The sequence below is a fragment of the Trinickia sp. LjRoot230 genome (genome assembly GCF_964253315.1).
In the GTDB taxonomy this organism is placed as follows: domain Bacteria; phylum Pseudomonadota; class Gammaproteobacteria; order Burkholderiales; family Burkholderiaceae; genus Trinickia.
The window spans coordinates 3,125,130-3,143,080 of record NZ_CAXUQX020000001.1; the positions used below are offsets into that span (position 1 = coordinate 3,125,130).

Sequence of the window (17,951 nt, forward strand, 5' to 3'; positions counted from 1 at the left end):
GCCATGAGGGCCGTCAGCGGCGCTTGACGAGATATTGAAACGTGAAGCCGGGAAACGCGAACACGAGAAACAGGCAAAACGTGATCGCGTAGAACTGCCAGCCCTGGTCGAAGCGGTTGCCGGCGCGCGCTTCCAGCATAAAGCCGAGCGCGCCCACGACAAAATAAAGGACGATCAATTCGCCGATGCGAATCCAGCCGCCCTTTCTCGCCGCGCCGAGCGGCACGAGCGCAAAGAGCCGCTGATTCAGAAACGGCAGGTTGGCGGACACGAACGCCAACAGCACGATGAACCAACCGGCTGCGGACATCAGAGCGCCGGCAGCGTATGCGCGACTGCGTTCAGGCAGAGCGTCATCAGCGGGCCCGGGATGATACCGAGCATCAGCACCACGACACCATTGGCGGTCAGCAGCCAGCGGTTCGCAATCGGGCTTGCGATCGGCGTGTTGTCCTGCGGTGCATCGAAATACATCAGCTTGACGATACGCAGGTAGTAAAACGCGCCGAACAGCGAGGTAATGACGGCCAGCACCGTCAGCCACGTCAGACCGGCGTTCATCGTCGCCTCGAGCACGGCGAGCTTCGCGTAAAAGCCGACCGTCGGCGGAATACCGGCGAGCGAGAACATCATCGCCATCATCACGAACGCAAACACCGGGCTGCGCTTGTTCAAGCCTTTGAAGTCGTCCAGCGTTTCGGCTTCGAAGTCGCGCCGGGCGAGCAGCATCACGATGCCGAACGAGCCTAGCGTCGTGAGGAAGTAGATGATGCTGTAGAACATGGCCGCGCTGTAAGCGTTGGCCATCCCCTCGGCCTTGCCGTCGACGACGCCCGCCAACAAGCCGAGCAATACAAAGCCCATATTCGAGATTGCCGAGTAGGCAAGCATGCGCTTCACGTTGCGCTGCGCAATACCGGTAATGTTGCCGACGATCAGCGAAAGCGCCGCCAGAATCACGAGCATTTCCTGCCAGTCGACTGCGAGCGGCAGGAGTCCCATCACGAGAAAGCGCACACCCCACGCGAACGCCGCCACCTTCGGCCCGCCGCCGACGAGCAGCGTCATGGCGGTCGGCGCGCCGTGATACACGTCCGGCACCCACATATGAAACGGCACGGCGCCCATCTTGAACGCGATACCCGCCACGACGAAGATCACCCCGAACAACAGCACCGCATCGTTGATGCGCCCGGTGGCCACGGCCTTGAGCACCTCGCCGAGATCGAGCGAGCCGGTCGCACCATACAGCATCGAGATGCCGTACAGCAGGAAACCCGAGGCCAGCGCGCCCAGCACGTAATACTTCATCGCCGCCTCGTTCGACTGCGAGGCATCGCGACGCAGCGCGATTGCCGCGTACAGCGACAGCGACATCAGCTCGAGGCCGAGATAGAGCGTCAGGAAGTTGTTGCCCGAGATCATCACGAGCTGGCCGAGCAACGCGAACATCCCGAGCAGCATGTAATCGCCGCGAAACAGGTCGCGATCTTCGAGATACTTGCGCGAGTAGATCATCGTCACGGCGTAGCCGAGCGAGACCACCGCCTTCATCGCGCTGGCAAAGCCGTCGACGACGAACATGCGCGAGAAGAAGTACTGCGACTGCGCGGCCGGATTGAAGACGAGCGTCGCGAACCAGATGCCCGAGACGAGCGACGCGAGCACCGCAATCAGATACGTGACGCGGCGGCCGCGATCGCCGACGAACGTTTCGTTCAGCCACGCCAAAACGGCGGCGGCCATGATCAGCGCGTCGGGCAACAGGAGTGACATAGAGGCGTTTTGCATGATCGTTTCGTTCCTCCGCTCTGCGTTACTGTGCCAGCGGCAGCTTCGAGGCCGCGACGTGGGAGAGGAGGTTTTGCACGGACACGTGCATCACATCGGTAAAGGGCTTCGGATACAGGCCCATGAACAGCGTCAGTGCCGCAAGCACGCCAAGAATCAGAAACTCGCGGCTGTTGATATCGGTCAGCGACTTCACGTGATCGTTCGTCACTGCGCCGAAGTACACCCGCTTATACATCCAGAGCGTGTATGCGGCGCCCAGAATCAGCGTGAACGCCGCGCCGAACGCAATCCAAAAGTTGTATTGAACGGTGGCCAGAATCACCATGAATTCGCCGACGAAACCGGATGTGCCCGGCAAGCCGCAATTGGCCATCGAGAACAGCATCACCAGCGCGGCGAACTTCGGCATGACGTTGACCACGCCGCCGTAATCGGCGATCTGACGCGAATGCATCCGGTCGTAGAGCACACCGATGCAAAGGAACATGGCGCCTGAAACGAAACCGTGCGAGATCATCTGCACAATCGCGCCTTCCATGCCGAGGTCGTTGAAGATGAAAAAGCCTAGCGTGACGAAACCCATGTGCGCGATCGACGAATAGGCGACGAGCTTTTTCATGTCAGCCTGCACCATCGCAACGAGCCCGATGTAGATCACCGCCGTCAGCGACAGCGCGATGATGACCGGTGCAAGTGCATGGCTCGCGTCCGGCGCGATCGGCAACGAAAAGCGCAGAAAACCGTACGCACCGAGCTTGAGCATGATCGCGGCCAGTACCACGGAGCCGCCCGTCGGCGCCTCAACGTGCGCATCAGGCAACCACGTGTGAACCGGCCACATCGGCACCTTCACCGCGAACGCGAGGAAAAATGCAATGAAGATAAGCACCTGTGGCGTCATCGCGATCGGCGCCTTTTGCCACGTGGCGAGATCGAACGTGCCGGTGTGAACGTAGAGGTAAATCAGCGCCACCAGCATCAACAGCGAGCCGGCCAGCGTATAGAGGAAGAACTTGAACGCCGCGTAAATCCGGTTGGGTCCGCCCCACACGCCGATGATCAGGTACATCGGAATCAGCGTCGCTTCGAAGAAGACGTAAAAGAGCAAACCATCGGCCGATGAGAACACGCCGACCATGATTCCCGAAAGAATCAGGAACGCGGCCATATATTGCGCCACGTGCTCGGTAATGACCTCCCAGCCGGCGATGACGACGATCACGGTGATCAGCGCCGTCAGCACGACGAACCACATCGAGATGCCGTCCACGCCGAGGTGGTAGGTGATATGAAAGCGTTCGATCCAGTTCGCTTGTTCGACGAACTGCAATTCGCCGCTCGATGAATCGAAGCCGCTGATCAGCGGCAGCGTCACGAGCAAACTGAGAATCGAACCGATCAGCGAAAGCCACCGCGCAGGGGCGGGGTTCTTGTCGGAACCGATAGCGAGAACGGCCAAGCCGAAGACGATCGGCAACCAGATCGCTGTGCTAAGAATCGGAAAAGAGTGCATTAAGTGTCCCCGCCTTATTTGCCGCCGAGCGTTACAAACAGGGTAAGGAGCCCCAGCATGCCGATGATCATGGCGAACGCGTAGTGATAGATATAACCCGATTGCAAGAAGCGGATGACGCTCGCGAACCAGCCGATGAAGCGCGCGCTTCCGTTGACGATACCGTCGATGACCACGACGTCGCCTTCCTTCCAGAGCCCGCGGCCAAGCAGCACCGCGCCCTTCGCGAAGACGACTTCGTTGATCTTGTCCATGTAGTACTTGTTATCGAGCAGCGTGTAGATCGGGCCGAACGCCCGCTTGATCGTTTCGGCCAAGTCAGGACGCTTCAGATACAAGAACCAAGCGGTCACGATGCCGGCGAGCGCCAGCCACAACGGCAGCGCGGAGACCGAATGCAGCCCCATCGCGAACCATCCTTGGAACTCCTTGCCCATTTCCTCGAGGCCCGGGTGATTCGCGCCGATGAAGATCACCTTCTCGAACGCCACGCCATGCTCGAAAAAGTCGCCGAACTGCATCGGGCCGATTGCGATTGCGCCGATGACGACCGACGGAATGGCCAACAGCACGAGCGGCAACCAGACAACCCACGGCGTTTCATGCGGCTCGTGCGCGTGAGCATGGTCACCGTGCTCGTCGCCGTGTGCGGCCGACTCCGCGCCGTGGCCATTGCCAAAATCGCGCGGATGACGGAAGCGCTCTTCGCCGTGGAAGACGAGGAAGTACATCCGGAACGAATAGAGTGCCGTCACGAAGACACTCGCGACCACCGCGAAGTACGCGAAGCCCGCTCCCGGCAGATGCGAGAGGCCCACGACGTCGATAATCGAATCCTTCGAGTAAAAGCCCGAGAAAAACGGCGTGCCGATCAGCGCGAGCGAACCGACGAGCGACGTGATCCAGGTGATCGGCATGTACTTGCGCAACCCGCCCATGTTGCGCATGTCCTGATCGTGATGCATGCCGATGATGACCGAGCCCGCGCCCAAAAAGAGCAGCGCCTTGAAGAACGCGTGCGTCATCAAATGGAAGACCGCGACCGGATAGGCCGACGCGCCGAGTGCCACGGTCATGTAGCCCAACTGAGAGAGCGTCGAGTAAGCAACCACGCGCTTGATGTCGTTCTGGACGATGCCGAGAAAGCCCATGAAGAGCGCCGTGATCGCGCCGATCACCATGACGAACGAGAGCGCCGCATCCGACAATTCGAACAGCGGCGACATGCGCGTGACCATGAAGATGCCGGCCGTCACCATCGTCGCCGCGTGAATCAGTGCGGAAATCGGCGTCGGGCCTTCCATCGAATCGGGCAGCCAAACATGTAGCGGGAACTGCGCCGACTTACCCATCGCGCCGATGAACAGGCAAATGCAGGCCACCGTCAAGAGCCCCCAGTGCGTACCCGGAAAGCTCAGCGCGGCGAGTTCGGCGCGCTTGGCGAAGACGTCGCCGTAGTTCATCGAACCGGCGAACGCGAGCAACAGGCCAATGCCGAGCAGGAAGCCGAAGTCGCCTACGCGGTTCACGAGGAACGCCTTCATGTTCGCGTAGATCGCGCTTTCACGGGTGAAGTAAAAGCCGATCAGCAGATACGACACGAGACCCACCGCTTCCCAACCGAAAAAGAGCTGCAAGAAGTTGTTGCTCATTACGAGCATCAGCATCGAGAACGTGAAGAGCGAAATGTACGAGAAGAAGCGCTCGTAGCCGTCGTCGTCGGCCATGTAGCCGATCGTGTAGATGTGCACCATCAGCGACACGAAGGTCACGACGCACATCATCATCGCCGTGAGCGAATCGACGAGAAAGCCGACTTCGAACTTGAGCGTGCCGACGCGCATCCATTCGTAAATGGTCGCGTTGAAGCTTGCGCCCTTCATCACATCGACCAGAACGATCGACGAGAGGATGAACGAGATCAGCACGCCGAGAATCGTGACCCGGTGGCTTCCCTTGCGCCCGACCGCCTTGCCCGCGAGCCCGGCAATCAGCGAGCCGGCGAGCGGTGCGAGCGGGATGGCCAGCAGCAGGTTTTCATTGAGTGTCGTGGACATAACCGCAGTGCCTGAATTTAACCTTTGAGCTGATCGAGATCCTCGACATTGATCGTGTCGAGGGTACGGAACAGAGTCACCAGAATCGCAAGGCCGATCGCCGCTTCGGCTGCCGCCACGGTCAGCACGAAGAACACGAAAATCTGCCCATGCACGTCGCCGAGGTAATGCGAGAACGCGATGAAGTTCGTGTTCACGGCGAGCAGTATCAGTTCGATCGCCATCAGAATGATGATGACGTTGCGACGATTCAGGAAAATGCCGACGACGCCGATCGAAAAAAGGATCGCGCCGAGCACGAGATAATGAGCCAGGGTCAACATATTTTTCTCCTCGACGCTCAAACGTTGTTGCCGACAGAGCCGGCGCCGACGTTCGCGCCCACCTCGCCGGGCGCGTCGGCGCCCTTGCCGGTTTCGAGCGCCTTTTCGGACGGCATCTTCACAAGACGCACGCGATCTTTGGCGCGCACCTTGACTTGATCGGACACGCGCTGGCGCTTGCTGTCCTTGCCCTTGCGCGCGGTGAGCGCAATCGCCGCGATGATCGCCACCAGCAACACAAGGCCGGCCACTTCGAATGCAAAGATGTACTCGGTATAGATGGCCTTGCCGATCAGGTAGGTGTTCGGCATGGCCGCCGCTGCCCCTACTCTGCCGGCAGCGGTTGCTTCGTGCAGGGGCGTCGTCGTCGCGCCGTAGCCGCGCCAGAGAATCAGCGCCGTCTCGATCACGATGATCGCGCCGACGATCGTCGCCATCGGCACGAAGCGGCGGAAGTCGCGGCGCAGGACGTCGAGATTGATGTCGAGCATCATCACGACGAACAGGAACAGCACCATCACCGCGCCGACATAAAGCAGCACCAGCAGGATCGCGAGGAATTCAGCCTCGAGCAGCATCCAGATGGCCGCGGCGTTGAAAAACGCGAGCACGAGAAAGAGCGCGGACCCAACCGGGTTGCGCGACGTGATCACCTTCAGCGCGGACACTGTCAGAAGCAGCGCGAAGACATAAAACAGTACGGTCGTGAATTCCATGATTACCGGTTCATCGTTAGCCCATCGTCAGGCATCGGGTTACTGAGACGGCACGTTGCGTTGCATGGCGTTGCATCAGACCAACAAAACAACGGCCAACCTCAATGCGTATTACCGATACGGCGCGTCTGCCGCCTTCGAAGCAGCGATTTGTGCCTCGTAGCGATCGCCCACCGCGAGCAGCATGTCCTTCGTGAAATAGAGGTCGCCGCGCTTTTCGCCGTGATACTCAAGGATGTGCGTCTCGACGATCGAATCGACGGGGCAGCTTTCCTCGCAAAAACCGCAAAAGATGCACTTCGTGAGATCGATGTCGTAGCGCGTCGTGCGGCGCGTGTTGTCCGCGCGCGTTTCGGACTCAATCGTAATGGCCAGCGCCGGGCACACGGCTTCGCACAGTTTGCAGGCGATGCAGCGCTCCTCACCGTTTTCGTAACGGCGCAGCGCATGCAGGCCACGAAAGCGCGGCGAAATCGGTGTCTTTTCTTCGGGGAACTGCACGGTGAACTTGCGCTTGAACGTGTAACGGCCCGTCAGCGCGAGCCCTTTTAGCAGCTCGATCAGAAAAAACGTCTTGAAGAAGTTTTGGATTGCGTTCATGTTCGCTCGCCCATTATTTCCAGATGTTCAGAGGCGACATGATCCAGAACCCGACCACGACGACCCACAAAATGCACACGGGCAGGAAGATCTTCCAACCGAGACGCATGATCTGGTCGTAGCGGTAACGCGGGAACGTGGCGCGCGCCCAAATGAACACCGACAACAGGAAAAACACCTTCAGAACGAGCCAGAAGATGCCCGGGATGAAGGACAAGAAGCCGAACGGCGCGCTCCAGCCGCCGAGAAACAGCGTCGCCGCCAGTGCCGAAATCACGATCATGTTGATGTACTCGGCGAGGAAAAAGAGCGCGAACCCCATCCCCGAGTAATCGATCATGTGGCCCGCGACGATCTCCGATTCGCCTTCCACGACGTCGAACGGGTGGCGGTTCGTTTCGGCAATGCCCGAAATGAAATAAACGACGAACACAGGCAAGAGCGGCAACCAATTCCACGAAAGAAAGTTGATACCGTAGCCCGCGAAAAAGCCGCGCTCTTGCGAGCCGACGATGTCGGACAGATTCAAACTGCCCGAGGTCATCAGCACGACGACGAGCGCGAAGCCCATCGACACTTCGTAAGACACCATTTGCGCCGCCGCGCGCATCGCACCGAGAAACGCGTATTTCGAATTCGACGCCCAGCCCGCGAGAATCACGCCGTATACACCGACCGACGAAATGGCGATCGCATAGAGCAGCCCCGCGTTGATGTCGCCGAGCACCGCCTTCGCCTGGAATGGAATTACCGCCCACACAGCGAAGGCCGGCACGACCGTCATGATTGGCGCGATGACATAAAGCCAGCGGCTCGCGGCGCTCGGTTGAATGACTTCCTTGAGCAGCAGCTTGAGCACGTCGGCAATCGGCTGCAGCAAACCCGCGGGGCCGACGCGGTTCGGCCCGAGACGTACGTGCATCCAGCCGATGAGCTTGCGCTCCCAGAGAATCAGATAAGCCACGCACAGCAAGATGGCAACGGAGACCACGACAATGCGCACGAGCGCCCATACCGTCGGCCATGCCGCACCGAGCACCTGAGTGCCGCCCGCGTTGATCGTATCGAACAAGCTCATTTACGCCTTCTCCACCACCAGTTCACCGAACAGGCCGCCGAGTGCCGCGCCGGCGGGCGTTGCCGCCGAAACGCGCACCACCGTCGGCGCCAGATCCGCATCGCGCGTTGCCGCAGCGAGCATCACGCGCTCGCCTTGCCGCACACGCACCGCGTCGCCTTCTTTCAATCCGAGCGTATCGAAAAGCGTGGCCGGCAAGCCGACCGAGTTCGCCACGCGTGCTGCCGACGTCAGATGCAGCGACGGCGCACGGCGCACGAGCGGATCAGCGTGGTAGATCGGCACATCGGCGACGCGCTCGAGCGCGCCCGCGCGTGTTGCCAACGCGCGCGCAGCGCGCTTCGGCGTGCCGCCCGTGTAATTCGACAGCCGCGCCGAGAGCGCGCCTTCAGGGCCGCTCAGCCCTTCGGGCAATGCCGCGCGACGCACATCTTCGACCGTGTCGTATTCGAAGCCGGGCAGGCCAAGCACATTGCCGAGTACACGCAGCACTTTCCACGCAGGGCGCGCTTCGCCAAGCGGGCGCACCACGCCGTTAAATGCTTGCACCGTGCCTTCGGCATTCACGAATGCGCCGGCAGTCTCGCTGAACGGCGCAATCGGCAGCAGCACGTCCGCGTACTCCATGCCCGTCTTGAACGCCGACAACATGACGACCGTCTCCGCCTGCGTCAGCGCAGCCAGTGCTCGGATCGGGTCGGCCGTATCGAACTCGGCCTCGACGTTGAGCAGCACATAGCCCTTGCGCGGTTGCGCGAATACCTCGCGTGCATTCAGACCACCCGCGTCGGGCAATGCGCCGACAACGTGCGCGCCAACCGTGTTGGCCGCTTCCGTCAAAAAGCCGAGTGTCGCGCCGGTGTGTTCGGCGATCCATTGGGCCAGCGCATGAATGCTGGCGAAATCAGGATGCTGCACGGCCGCGTTGCCCAGCAGCACCGCACGGCGCTCGCCATTCGTCAGCGCGGCAGCAACCGCTTGCGCCTCGGCCGAGGCTTCGACGCCGCCGAAGCCCTCGGGCAGTGCGACGCCACGTGCTTGCGAAACCGCAGCGGCCACGCCGGCGAGCGCATCGAGCCATGCCGACGGCGCGGCGACGATCGTCTTCGCGGTGGGAATCAACGAATTGTCGGCGCTCGCTTGCAGCAAATGCAGTTGCGCGCCCGTCTTCGCAGCGAAGCGCAAACGAGCCGCCAGCAGCGGATGATCACGACGCAGGAACGAACCGATCACGAACGCAGCGTCGAGCGTCGAAAGCGCGGCGATCGGCATGCCGAGCCACGGCGCGCCCGCGGGCGCCTCCGAAAAGTCGGACTGGCGCAAACGGAAATCGACGTTCGGCGTACCGAGCGATTTTCCGAGCTGCTTGAGCAGGAACAGTTCTTCGACCGAACTGTGCGGGCTGCCCAGCATGGCGAGCGCATTCGCCCCGTGATCGGCGGCGATACCCTTCATCGCCTTGGCGACGTATTCGAGCGCCGTTTGCCAATCCGTTTCGATCCACTCCCCGCCTTGCTTGATCATCGGCTGCGTGAGGCGCTCTTCGCTGTTGAGCCCTTCGTACGAAAAGCGATCCTTATCGGAAATCCAGCACTCGTTGACCGCTTCGTTTTCGAGCGGCAGCACGCGCATCACGCGATTGTTTTTGACCTGCACGATGAGGTTGGCACCGACCGAGTCATGCGGGCTCACCGATTTACTCCGCGAGAGCTCCCAGGTGCGGGCGCTGTAGCGAAACGGCTTGCTCGTCAACGCGCCAACCGGGCACAGGTCGATCATATTGCCCGACAGTTCGGAATCGACCGTCTTGCCGACGAACGTCGTGATCTCCGCATGCTCGCCGCGGCCCAGCATGCCGAGCTCCATGACACCCGCCACTTCCTGGCCGAACCGCACGCAACGCGTGCAGTGAATGCAGCGCGTCATCTCTTCCATCGAGATCAGCGGGCCGACATTCTTATGGAATACCACCCGCTTTTCCTCGCTGTAGCGCGAGGCCGATTTACCGTAGCCGACAGCCAAATCCTGCAACTGGCATTCGCCGCCCTGGTCGCAAATCGGACAATCCAGCGGATGATTGATGAGCAGGAATTCCATCACCGATTGCTGCGCCTTGACAGCTTTGTCGGACGTCGTGCGCACGACCATGCCGGACGACACCGGCGTCGCGCAGGCGGGAACGGCCTTCGGCATTTTTTCGACTTCGACGAGGCACATCCGGCAGTTGGCCGCGATCGAAAGCTTCTTGTGATAGCAGAAGTGAGGAATGTACGTGTCGACCTTATGCGCAGCCTGGATCACCATGCTGCCTTCGGGCACTTCGACCTTCTTCCCGTCTATTTCAAGTTCAACCATGATGGTGAATGGTCCTTAACCTATTACCGCTCGATTACCGCTCTATTACCGCTCGATCGTTCGCTCGCGTTCGATGAGGCGATGAAATACTTGGCGCTGTCGCGCCGCGTCAGGCGAGCACCGCATCGGCCCCCGCCAGCGCACCCGCGTGCGGGCCGACCAGACAGTGCTTGTGCTCGACGTGATAGGCGAATTCGTCCCAGTAGTGCTTGAGCATGCCGCGCACCGGCATAGCCGCTGCGTCGCCCAGCGCGCAGATGGTTCGGCCCATGATGTTCTCGGCAACCGAATTCAGCAGATCCAGATCTTCCTGGCGCCCTTCTCCATGCTCGATGCGGTTCACGACGCGCCACAGCCACCCGGTGCCTTCGCGGCATGGCGTGCATTGACCGCAGGACTCTTCATAGTAGAAATACGACAGACGCAACAGCGAGCGCACCATGCAGCGCGTCTCGTCCATCACGATGACCGCACCCGAGCCGAGCATCGAGCCGGCCTTCGCGATCGAATCGTAGTCGAGATCGGTTTGCATCATGATGTCTCCCGGCACGACAGGCGCCGATGAGCCGCCCGGAATGACGGCCTTGAGCTTCTTGCCGCCGCGCATGCCTCCGGCGAGTTCCATCAGTGTGGGGAACGGCGTACCGAGCGGCACTTCGTAATTGCCGGGACGCTCGACGTCACCGGAGATCGAGAAAATCTTCGTGCCGCCGTTGTTCGGTTTGCCGAGTTCGAGGTAAGCCTGCGGCCCGATCTCGAGCAGGAACGGCACCGCTGCGAATGTTTCGGTGTTGTTGATCGTCGTCGGCTTGCCGTACACACCGAAGCTCGCCGGGAACGGCGGCTTGAAGCGCGGCTGACCTTTCTTGCCTTCGAGAGACTCGAGCAACGCCGTTTCTTCGCCGCAGATATAGGCGCCGTAGCCGTGATGCGCGTACAGCTCGAACGAGAAACCGGTACCGAGAATGTTCGCGCCCAACAAGCCCGCACGGCGCGCTTCGTCGAGCGCCTCTTCGAAACGCTTGTAGACTTCCCAGATCTCGCCGTGGATGTAGTTGTAGCCGACCGTAATGCCCATCGCGTAAGCGCCGATAGCCATGCCCTCGATCAGCGAGTGTGGGTTCCAGCGCAGGATATCGCGGTCTTTGAACGTGCCCGGTTCGCCTTCGTCCGAGTTGCAGACCAGATACTTCTGGCCCGGGAACTGGCGCGGCATGAAGCTCCATTTAAGACCGGTCGGAAAGCCCGCGCCGCCACGGCCGCGCAGCCCCGACGCTTTTACATCGGCAATAACCTGTTCGGGGGGAATTTTCTCTTCGAGAATGCGCCGCAACTGCTTGTAGCCGCCGCGCGCGACGTAATCTTCGAGATGCCAGTTCTCGCCGGTGAGGCCCGCGAGAATCAACGGTTTGATGTGACGATCGTGCAATGACGTCATTTCGAAAGCTCCTCGAGCAGCTGGTCGATCTTCTCGCGACTCATGAAGCTGCACATGCGGTGATTGTTCACGAGCATGACGGGGGCATCTCCGCACGCGCCCATGCATTCGCCTTCCTTCAGCGTGAATCTGCCGTCGGACGTCGTTTCGCCGAAGTCGATGCCGAGCTTTTGCTTCAAGTATTCGGCCGCGCTATCGGCGCCGCCGGCGGGGCCGAGCTGGCACGGCAAATTGGTGCAGAGCGTGATCTTGTGCTTGCCGACGGGCCGGGTCTCGTACATCGTGTAGAACGTCGCGACCTCCTGCACGGCCACTGCCGGCATGCCGAGGTAGTCGGCGACGAACTGCATGAGCTCGGGCGACAGCCAGCCATGCTCTTCTTGAGCGACGGCCAACGCCGACATCACGGCGGACTGTTTCTGATCGGCGGGATACTTCGCGACCGCGCGATCGATTTCTTTCAGGCCTTCAGCTGAGATCATTTTCAGACACGACTCTTTCAATACCTACCGAACGAAAACCCACCACCCATGTTCAGGGCGGCAGGCACGGCGCTTGACGCTAGCGGTCGACTTCACCGAACACGATGTCCTGCGTGCCGATGATCGTGACCGCGTCGGCAATCATGTGGCCACGCGCCATCTCGTCGAGCGAGGCGAGGTGCGCATAGCCGGGCGCACGAATCTTGAGGCGATACGGCTTGTTCGCACCGTCCGAAATCAAGTAGATGCCGAACTCCCCTTTCGGGTGCTCGACGGCTGCATACGCCTCGCCTTCCGGCACATGGAAACCTTCGGTGAAGAGCTTGAAGTGGTGAATCAGCTCTTCCATGTTCGACTTCATCGATACCCGCGAGGGCGGCGCAATCTTGTGATTGTCGATCATCACCGGCCCCGGATTCTTGCGCAGCCACTCGATGCACTGCTTCACGATCAGCGTCGACTGCCGCATCTCTTCGACGCGCACCAGGTAACGATCGTAGCAATCGCCGTTCACGCCAACGGGGATATCGAAATCGAGTTGATCGTAGACTTCATACGGCTGCTTCTTGCGCAAATCCCACTCGACGCCCGAGCCACGCAGCATCGGCCCCGTCATCCCCAATTGCAGCGCGCGCTCGGGGCTGACTACGCCAATACCGACAAGACGCTGCTTCCAGATGCGGTTATCAGTGAGCAGCGTTTCATACTCGTCGACACAGCCCGGAAAACGCGTGAAAAAATCGTCGAGGAAGTCGAGCAGCGAGCCTTGGCGCGCCTCGTTCATCCGTTCGAGCGCTTTCGCATTGCGAATCTTCGACGCTTTGTATTGCGGCATTGCGTCAGGCAAGTCGCGATAGACACCGCCCGGCCGATAGTAAGCCGCATGCATGCGTGCGCCCGAAACGGCTTCGTAGACGTCCATCAGGTCTTCGCGCTCACGAAACGCATAGAGAAACACAGCCATCGCACCGACGTCGAGTGCATGCGCGCCAATCCACATCAAGTGATTCAGCACGCGCGTGACTTCGTCGAACAGCACACGGATGTATTTCGCGCGGATCGGCACGTCGACGCCGAGCAGTTTTTCGATTGCGAGCACATAGCCGTGCTCGTTGACCATCATCGACACATAGTCGAGACGGTCCATATACGGCACGGATTGGATGAACGTCTTGCTCTCGGCCAGTTTCTCGGTGGCGCGATGCAGAAGGCCGATGTGCGGATCGGCGCGCTGGATGACTTCGCCGTCGAGCTCGAGCACGAGGCGCAGCACGCCGTGCGCTGCCGGATGCTGCGGGCCGAAATTCAGCGTGTAGTTTTTGATTTCTGCCATGGCGCCCTCTTAGTGTTTCAAACCGCCGTAGCGATCCTCGCGAATCACGCGAGGCGTGATCTCGCGCGGCTCGATCGTCACCGGCTGGTAGACGACGCGCTTTTCGTCCGGGTCGTAACGCATTTCGACGTAACCGGAGACGGGGAAATCCTTGCGGAACGGATGGCCAATAAAGCCGTAATCGGTAAGGATGCGACGCAAATCGGGGTGACCGTCGAAGACGATGCCATAAAGATCGAACGCCTCGCGCTCGTACCAATTCGCGGAGTTCCAGATCTCGACCACGGACGGAACCATCGGCATGTCGTCCTCGGGGGCGAACACGCGCACGCGCAAACGCCAGTTGTTCGACACCGAAAGCAGATGCAGCACGGCTGCGAAGCGCGGGCCGTCATAGGCGCCGTCGCCATAGGTTTGATAGTCGACGCCGGCGAGGTCGATCAACTGTTCGAAACCGAGCGAGCGCTCGTCGCGCAGGCGTTGTGCGACTTCGAGGTAATCGCTCGCTTTCACGACGATCGTCAATTCACCGACCGATTCGGTGATGCTCGACAGACGGCCGCCGAAGGCCGTCTCGAGGGTCGCTTTGAGGGTCTCGAGTTTGCTTGCCATATTGTGGGGAAGCCTCTGGCTTATTGACGGGCGATGGTGTTGGTGCGGCGAATCTTCGCTTGCAGCTGGATCACACCGTAGACCAACGCCTCGGCGGTCGGCGGGCAGCCGGGCACGTAGACGTCGACCGGCACAATGCGATCGCACCCGCGCACGACGGAATACGAGTAGTGGTAATAGCCGCCGCCATTGGCGCACGAACCCATCGAAATCACCCAGCGCGGCTCGGCCATCTGGTCATAAACCTTGCGCAGTGCCGGCGCCATCTTGTTGCACAGCGTGCCGGCCACGATCATCACATCCGACTGACGCGGACTCGGGCGAAACACCACGCCGAACCGGTCGAGATCATAGCGGGCCGCGCCCGCATGCATCATTTCGACCGCGCAGCAGGCGAGACCGAACGTCATGGGCCAGAGCGAACCCGTGCGCGTCCAGTTGATCAGCTTGTCAGCCGTGGTGGTGACAAACCCTTCCTTCAAGACCCCTTCGATACTCATTTGCTTTGCACTCCAAACGGAACGGCATGCGCTTGGCCGCCCGCGAGAAACCGGCGATTAACCCATCACTCCCACTCGAGTCCGCCCTTCCTCCAGATATAGGCAAAGCCCAACAGGAGTTCGAGCAGGAAAATCATCATCGCCATGAAGCCGACCCAGCCGATGTCGCGCAGGGCAACACCCCACGGAAACAAGAAGGCGGTCTCGATATCGAAAATGATGAAGAGGATAGCCACGAGGTAGTAACGCACATCGAACTTCATGCGCGCGTCTTCGAAGGCCTCGAAGCCGCACTCGTAAGGCGAATTCTTTTGACTGTCGGGCTTGTTCGGACCGAGAATCTTGCCAATGCTGACAAGTGCGATGCCTAAACCCAGGCCCACGAGAAGGAACAGGAAAACAGGGAAGTAGGCTGCGAGGTTCACAACTATCCTCTATCGGTTGGTTCTCAGTGCCACGGAGACTGGCGCATCCCCGTTGAAAAATCACCTCGACTTCAATTGCATTTCGGCATTGCAAGGATGCCGCAAGCTGAAGTCCAGAAGTGACAATGCCAGCCGAAGCGATGCAAGCGGCTGGCATTGGATAACGTTGGTGCCGACGGCGAGACTCGAACTCGCACAGCTTTCGCCACTACCCCCTCAAGATAGCGTGTCTACCAATTTCACCACGTCGGCACTGTCTGCAACCCGGGACAACTCATACAACCAGTTTGAAAGACCCGCGAATCGCTTCAAGACTTAAATTTTAACCTGCCCGCAAAAATTGTTCAACGCACAAACGCACGGTGGAACTAAAATTATTTCGGCACCGTCTGGCCCGGCGCGCTTTGGATAGCCGACGCGGGGCTCGCCGGCGCTGCCGCCGCCGAAGCGGGAGCCGTCACCGCGGGCGCGGCGCCGAGCAGGCCTGCCGAAGGCCTCGATTTGTACGAACCGAGGTAGGTCAGCGCAAGCGTCGTGACAAAGAATACGGCCGCCAGCACCGCCGTCGTGCGCGACAGAAAGTTGGCAGAGCCGGTTGCGCCAAAGAGGCTGCCCGACGCACCGCTGCCGAATGCCGCACCCATGTCCGCGCCCTTGCCGTGCTGCAGCAGCACGAGGCCGATGATACCGAGCGCCGACAGCAGCTGCACGACAATGATCAACGTTTTCAAATACAGCATCACACCCACCCGAGTTATGGTTTAGGCACCAGGCGCCACCCGCCCGATGCTTAGCGCGATCTATCGGAGCAACCGCTTTATTAGCGAGCCGCCGCGCAGATCGCGAGGAAATCCTGGCTTTTCAACGACGCGCCGCCGATCAGGCCGCCGTCGATGTCCTTTTGCCCGAACAGCGTTTGAGCGTTGTCCGGCTTGACACTGCCGCCATACAAAAGCGGCACGTCGGCAAGCGCTGCATCCTTGCTCGCGAGCCGAGCGCGCAAAAATGCGTGCATTTCCTGCGCCTGCTCGGCCGTGGCGCTCTTACCAGTGCCGATCGCCCACACCGGTTCGTAGGCCACGACGATCCGCGCAAGCCCGGCCACAGGTAACGCGGCCAGCACCGCATCGATCTGCGCACCGACAACCGCCTGCGTCGCGCCGCTCTCGCGCTGCTCGAGCGTTTCGCCCACGCAGACGATGGGCGTCAGACCCGCGTCCAGCGCCCGCTGCGCTTTCAGCGCAACGACCTCCGAGCGCTCGCCGTGATAGGCGCGCCGTTCGGAATGACCGACGATGGCGAGCGTGGCGCCGAAGTCGGCCGCCATTCCAGCTGCCACTTCACCGGTGTACGCGCCCTCGGCATAAGCCGATACGTCTTGCACGCCCCACACGAGCGGCGCCTCCCGAAGCAGTGCCTCGGCTTGCGCCAGGTACGGGGCCGGGACGCACACGCCAACGCGCACCGTGCCAGTAGCCGCCGTGCCGGCGCCATCGACGAGCGCACGCAAAAGCACCTCGTTTTCGGCGAGCCGCCCATGCATCTTCCAGTTACCGACCACCCACTTCGCTCGTTGCTTGGACATGTTTCGCCTTGAGTTGCTACCTCGTGCCGCTACCCCGCGTTGCGACCGCGGCGCCCTTGCCAACTACGGTGGCATTGCGCAAAACACGCAATTTTACTGCGGGCAACCGGACCGGGTCAAACCGTCAGCGACCAGTCGAGCACGATTTTGCCGATGTGCTCGCCACTTTCCATCAACGCATGCGCGTCTTTCGCCTCGTGCGCGGGCAGCACGCGGTAGAGGATCGGCTTGATCCGCCCCGCTTCGATATGCGGCCATACGTGCGTCTTGAGCTGTGCCGCGACCTTCGCCTTGAAGTCGACCGAACGCGCGCGCAGCGTGGAGCCTGTGATCGTCAGGCGTCGGCGCAGAACCTCGCCGAGATTGACCTCGGCCTTCGCACCGCCCAAGAGCGCGATGATCACGAGCCGCCCACCGTCGGCCAGGGCAGACAACTCGCGCGGCACGTATCCGCCCGCCACCATATCGAGAATGACGTCCACACCGCGATCGTTCGTCAGCGATTTCACCACTTCGACGAAATCTTCCGACTTGTAGTTGATCGCCCGCTCCGCGCCGAGCGCCTCGCATGCCTGGCACTTTTCGGCTGTGCCCGCCGTTGCGAAAACACGAAACCCCGCCGCGTGGGCAAGCTGGATAGCTGCCACGCCGATGCCGCTCGAGCCGCCTTGCACGAGCAGCGTCTCATTGGCGCCGCCTTCTCCGGCACCCAGCGCACCGCGCTCGAACACGTTGCTCCACACCGTGAAAAAAGTCTCCGGCAACGACGCCGCTTCGACGTCCGTCAGCCCGGCCGGCACCGGCAAGCATTGTTCAAGCGGCACCGTCACGTACTGCGCGTAACCGCCGCCAGCCAGCAATGCACAAACGCGGTCGCCGAGTTTCAGCCCGAACGGGTTGTGCTTTTCATCGAACGTGCCGCCGACGATCTCGCCCGCCACCTCGAGGCCCGGCAGATCCGATGCGCCGGGCGGCGGCGCATACGACCCCTTGCGCTGAAACACGTCGGGGCGATTGACGCCCGATGCGGCGACCTTGACCAGCACCTCGCCGGTTTTCGGCTCGGGCATCGGCCGTTCGGTCAGCGCGAGCACCTCGGGGCCGCCGAACTCGGTGATTTCGATTGCTTTCATGGGTGCG

18 protein-coding genes and 1 tRNA gene are annotated in these 17,951 nt (G+C 61.0%); all 19 read right to left on the reverse strand.

All coding sequences use genetic code 11. From position 1 onward, the window contains the following. Positions 1-13: 13 nt before the first annotated feature. Positions 14-310 (reverse strand): DUF2818 family protein, encoded by a 297-nt coding sequence (locus ACSQ20_RS14240; protein ID WP_436020973.1) that lies wholly within the window; start codon positions 308-310, stop codon positions 14-16. Beyond that, positions 310-1,791: an NADH-quinone oxidoreductase subunit NuoN gene (gene nuoN / locus ACSQ20_RS14245; protein ID WP_436020975.1), complete on the reverse strand. Its 1,482-nt coding sequence runs from the start codon at positions 1,789-1,791 to the stop codon at positions 310-312. Before nuoN ends, ACSQ20_RS14240 begins: the two co-directional genes overlap by 1 nt. Positions 1,792-1,816: 25 nt before the next feature. Next, complete coding sequence (locus ACSQ20_RS14250; protein ID WP_436020977.1) at positions 1,817-3,307, reverse strand: NADH-quinone oxidoreductase subunit M; 1,491 nt, start codon at positions 3,305-3,307, stop codon at positions 1,817-1,819. 14 nt (positions 3,308-3,321) lie between these two features. Next, positions 3,322-5,364: an NADH-quinone oxidoreductase subunit L gene (gene nuoL, locus ACSQ20_RS14255; RefSeq protein WP_436020979.1), complete on the reverse strand. Its 2,043-nt coding sequence runs from the start codon at positions 5,362-5,364 to the stop codon at positions 3,322-3,324. 17 nt (positions 5,365-5,381) lie between these two features. Then, positions 5,382-5,687, reverse strand: a complete 306-nt coding sequence (nuoK, locus tag ACSQ20_RS14260; protein ID WP_436020981.1) for an NADH-quinone oxidoreductase subunit NuoK — start codon at positions 5,685-5,687, stop codon at positions 5,382-5,384. Between the two features lie 17 nt (positions 5,688-5,704). Beyond that, positions 5,705-6,403 (reverse strand): NADH-quinone oxidoreductase subunit J, encoded by a 699-nt coding sequence (locus tag ACSQ20_RS14265; protein ID WP_436020983.1) that lies wholly within the window; start codon positions 6,401-6,403, stop codon positions 5,705-5,707. 111 nt (positions 6,404-6,514) lie between these two features. Further along, on the reverse strand, positions 6,515-7,003 hold the full coding sequence (gene nuoI, locus ACSQ20_RS14270; protein WP_436020985.1) for an NADH-quinone oxidoreductase subunit NuoI: 489 nt from the start codon (positions 7,001-7,003) through the stop codon (positions 6,515-6,517). Positions 7,004-7,016: 13 nt separating this feature from the next. Continuing rightward, positions 7,017-8,081, reverse strand: coding sequence for an NADH-quinone oxidoreductase subunit NuoH (gene nuoH, locus ACSQ20_RS14275; RefSeq protein ID WP_436020987.1), 1,065 nt, complete (start codon positions 8,079-8,081; stop codon positions 7,017-7,019). Next, entirely contained in the window at positions 8,082-10,436 is a 2,355-nt protein-coding gene (gene nuoG / locus ACSQ20_RS14280) for an NADH-quinone oxidoreductase subunit NuoG (protein WP_436020989.1), read from the reverse strand. A gap of 109 nt (positions 10,437-10,545) precedes the next feature. Continuing rightward, the gene (gene nuoF / locus ACSQ20_RS14285) at positions 10,546-11,874 is read right to left on the reverse strand and encodes an NADH-quinone oxidoreductase subunit NuoF (protein ID WP_436020991.1); all 1,329 of its coding nucleotides are present in this window, start codon (positions 11,872-11,874) and stop codon (positions 10,546-10,548) included. Then, positions 11,871-12,356 (reverse strand): NADH-quinone oxidoreductase subunit NuoE, encoded by a 486-nt coding sequence (nuoE, locus tag ACSQ20_RS14290; protein WP_436020993.1) that lies wholly within the window; start codon positions 12,354-12,356, stop codon positions 11,871-11,873. The genes nuoF and nuoE overlap by 4 nt, the downstream gene beginning before the upstream one ends. A gap of 79 nt (positions 12,357-12,435) precedes the next feature. Next, positions 12,436-13,689, reverse strand: coding sequence for an NADH-quinone oxidoreductase subunit D (locus ACSQ20_RS14295; RefSeq protein ID WP_436020995.1), 1,254 nt, complete (start codon positions 13,687-13,689; stop codon positions 12,436-12,438). Positions 13,690-13,698: 9 nt separating this feature from the next. Beyond that, positions 13,699-14,301: an NADH-quinone oxidoreductase subunit C gene (locus tag ACSQ20_RS14300; RefSeq protein WP_436020997.1), complete on the reverse strand. Its 603-nt coding sequence runs from the start codon at positions 14,299-14,301 to the stop codon at positions 13,699-13,701. Between the two features lie 20 nt (positions 14,302-14,321). Further along, entirely contained in the window at positions 14,322-14,801 is a 480-nt protein-coding gene (locus ACSQ20_RS14305) for a NuoB/complex I 20 kDa subunit family protein (RefSeq protein ID WP_006052903.1), read from the reverse strand. 65 nt (positions 14,802-14,866) lie between these two features. After that, entirely contained in the window at positions 14,867-15,226 is a 360-nt protein-coding gene (locus ACSQ20_RS14310; RefSeq protein ID WP_436020999.1) for an NADH-quinone oxidoreductase subunit A, read from the reverse strand. A gap of 167 nt (positions 15,227-15,393) precedes the next feature. Continuing rightward, positions 15,394-15,478: transfer RNA gene (locus tag ACSQ20_RS14315), tRNA-Leu, on the reverse strand. Positions 15,479-15,600: 122 nt separating this feature from the next. Next, the gene (secG, locus tag ACSQ20_RS14320) at positions 15,601-15,966 is read right to left on the reverse strand and encodes a preprotein translocase subunit SecG (RefSeq protein WP_436021001.1); all 366 of its coding nucleotides are present in this window, start codon (positions 15,964-15,966) and stop codon (positions 15,601-15,603) included. Between the two features lie 80 nt (positions 15,967-16,046). Next, positions 16,047-16,811 carry a triose-phosphate isomerase gene (tpiA, locus tag ACSQ20_RS14325; protein WP_436021003.1) on the reverse strand — a complete coding sequence of 255 codons (765 nt, stop codon included), beginning with the start codon at positions 16,809-16,811 and terminating at the stop codon, positions 16,047-16,049. A gap of 116 nt (positions 16,812-16,927) precedes the next feature. Next, positions 16,928-17,944, reverse strand: coding sequence for an NAD(P)H-quinone oxidoreductase (locus ACSQ20_RS14330; RefSeq protein WP_436021005.1), 1,017 nt, complete (start codon positions 17,942-17,944; stop codon positions 16,928-16,930). Positions 17,945-17,951: the final 7 nt, after the last annotated feature.

Bases quoted from the DNA above. Each gene is read 5' to 3' on its own strand.
- ACSQ20_RS14240 (WP_436020973.1), bottom strand. From the start codon at position 310: ATGTCCGCAGCCGGTTGGTTCATCGTGCTGTTGGCGTTCGTGTCCGCC.
- nuoN (WP_436020975.1), bottom strand. From the start codon at position 1,791: ATGCAAAACGCCTCTATGTCACTCCTGTTGCCCGACGCGCTGATCATG.
- ACSQ20_RS14250 (WP_436020977.1), bottom strand. From the start codon at position 3,307: ATGCACTCTTTTCCGATTCTTAGCACAGCGATCTGGTTGCCGATCGTC.
- nuoL (WP_436020979.1), bottom strand. From the start codon at position 5,364: ATGTCCACGACACTCAATGAAAACCTGCTGCTGGCCATCCCGCTCGCA.
- nuoK (WP_436020981.1), bottom strand. From the start codon at position 5,687: ATGTTGACCCTGGCTCATTATCTCGTGCTCGGCGCGATCCTTTTTTCG.
- ACSQ20_RS14265 (WP_436020983.1), bottom strand. From the start codon at position 6,403: ATGGAATTCACGACCGTACTGTTTTATGTCTTCGCGCTGCTTCTGACA.
- nuoI (WP_436020985.1), bottom strand. From the start codon at position 7,003: ATGAACGCAATCCAAAACTTCTTCAAGACGTTTTTTCTGATCGAGCTG.
- nuoH (WP_436020987.1), bottom strand. From the start codon at position 8,081: ATGAGCTTGTTCGATACGATCAACGCGGGCGGCACTCAGGTGCTCGGT.
- nuoG (WP_436020989.1), bottom strand. From the start codon at position 10,436: ATGGTTGAACTTGAAATAGACGGGAAGAAGGTCGAAGTGCCCGAAGGC.
- nuoF (WP_436020991.1), bottom strand. From the start codon at position 11,874: ATGACGTCATTGCACGATCGTCACATCAAACCGTTGATTCTCGCGGGC.
- nuoE (WP_436020993.1), bottom strand. From the start codon at position 12,356: ATGATCTCAGCTGAAGGCCTGAAAGAAATCGATCGCGCGGTCGCGAAG.
- ACSQ20_RS14295 (WP_436020995.1), bottom strand. From the start codon at position 13,689: ATGGCAGAAATCAAAAACTACACGCTGAATTTCGGCCCGCAGCATCCG.
- ACSQ20_RS14300 (WP_436020997.1), bottom strand. From the start codon at position 14,301: ATGGCAAGCAAACTCGAGACCCTCAAAGCGACCCTCGAGACGGCCTTC.
- ACSQ20_RS14305 (WP_006052903.1), bottom strand. From the start codon at position 14,801: ATGAGTATCGAAGGGGTCTTGAAGGAAGGGTTTGTCACCACCACGGCT.
- secG (WP_436021001.1), bottom strand. From the start codon at position 15,966: ATGCTGTATTTGAAAACGTTGATCATTGTCGTGCAGCTGCTGTCGGCG.
- tpiA (WP_436021003.1), bottom strand. From the start codon at position 16,811: ATGTCCAAGCAACGAGCGAAGTGGGTGGTCGGTAACTGGAAGATGCAT.
- ACSQ20_RS14330 (WP_436021005.1), bottom strand. From the start codon at position 17,944: ATGAAAGCAATCGAAATCACCGAGTTCGGCGGCCCCGAGGTGCTCGCG.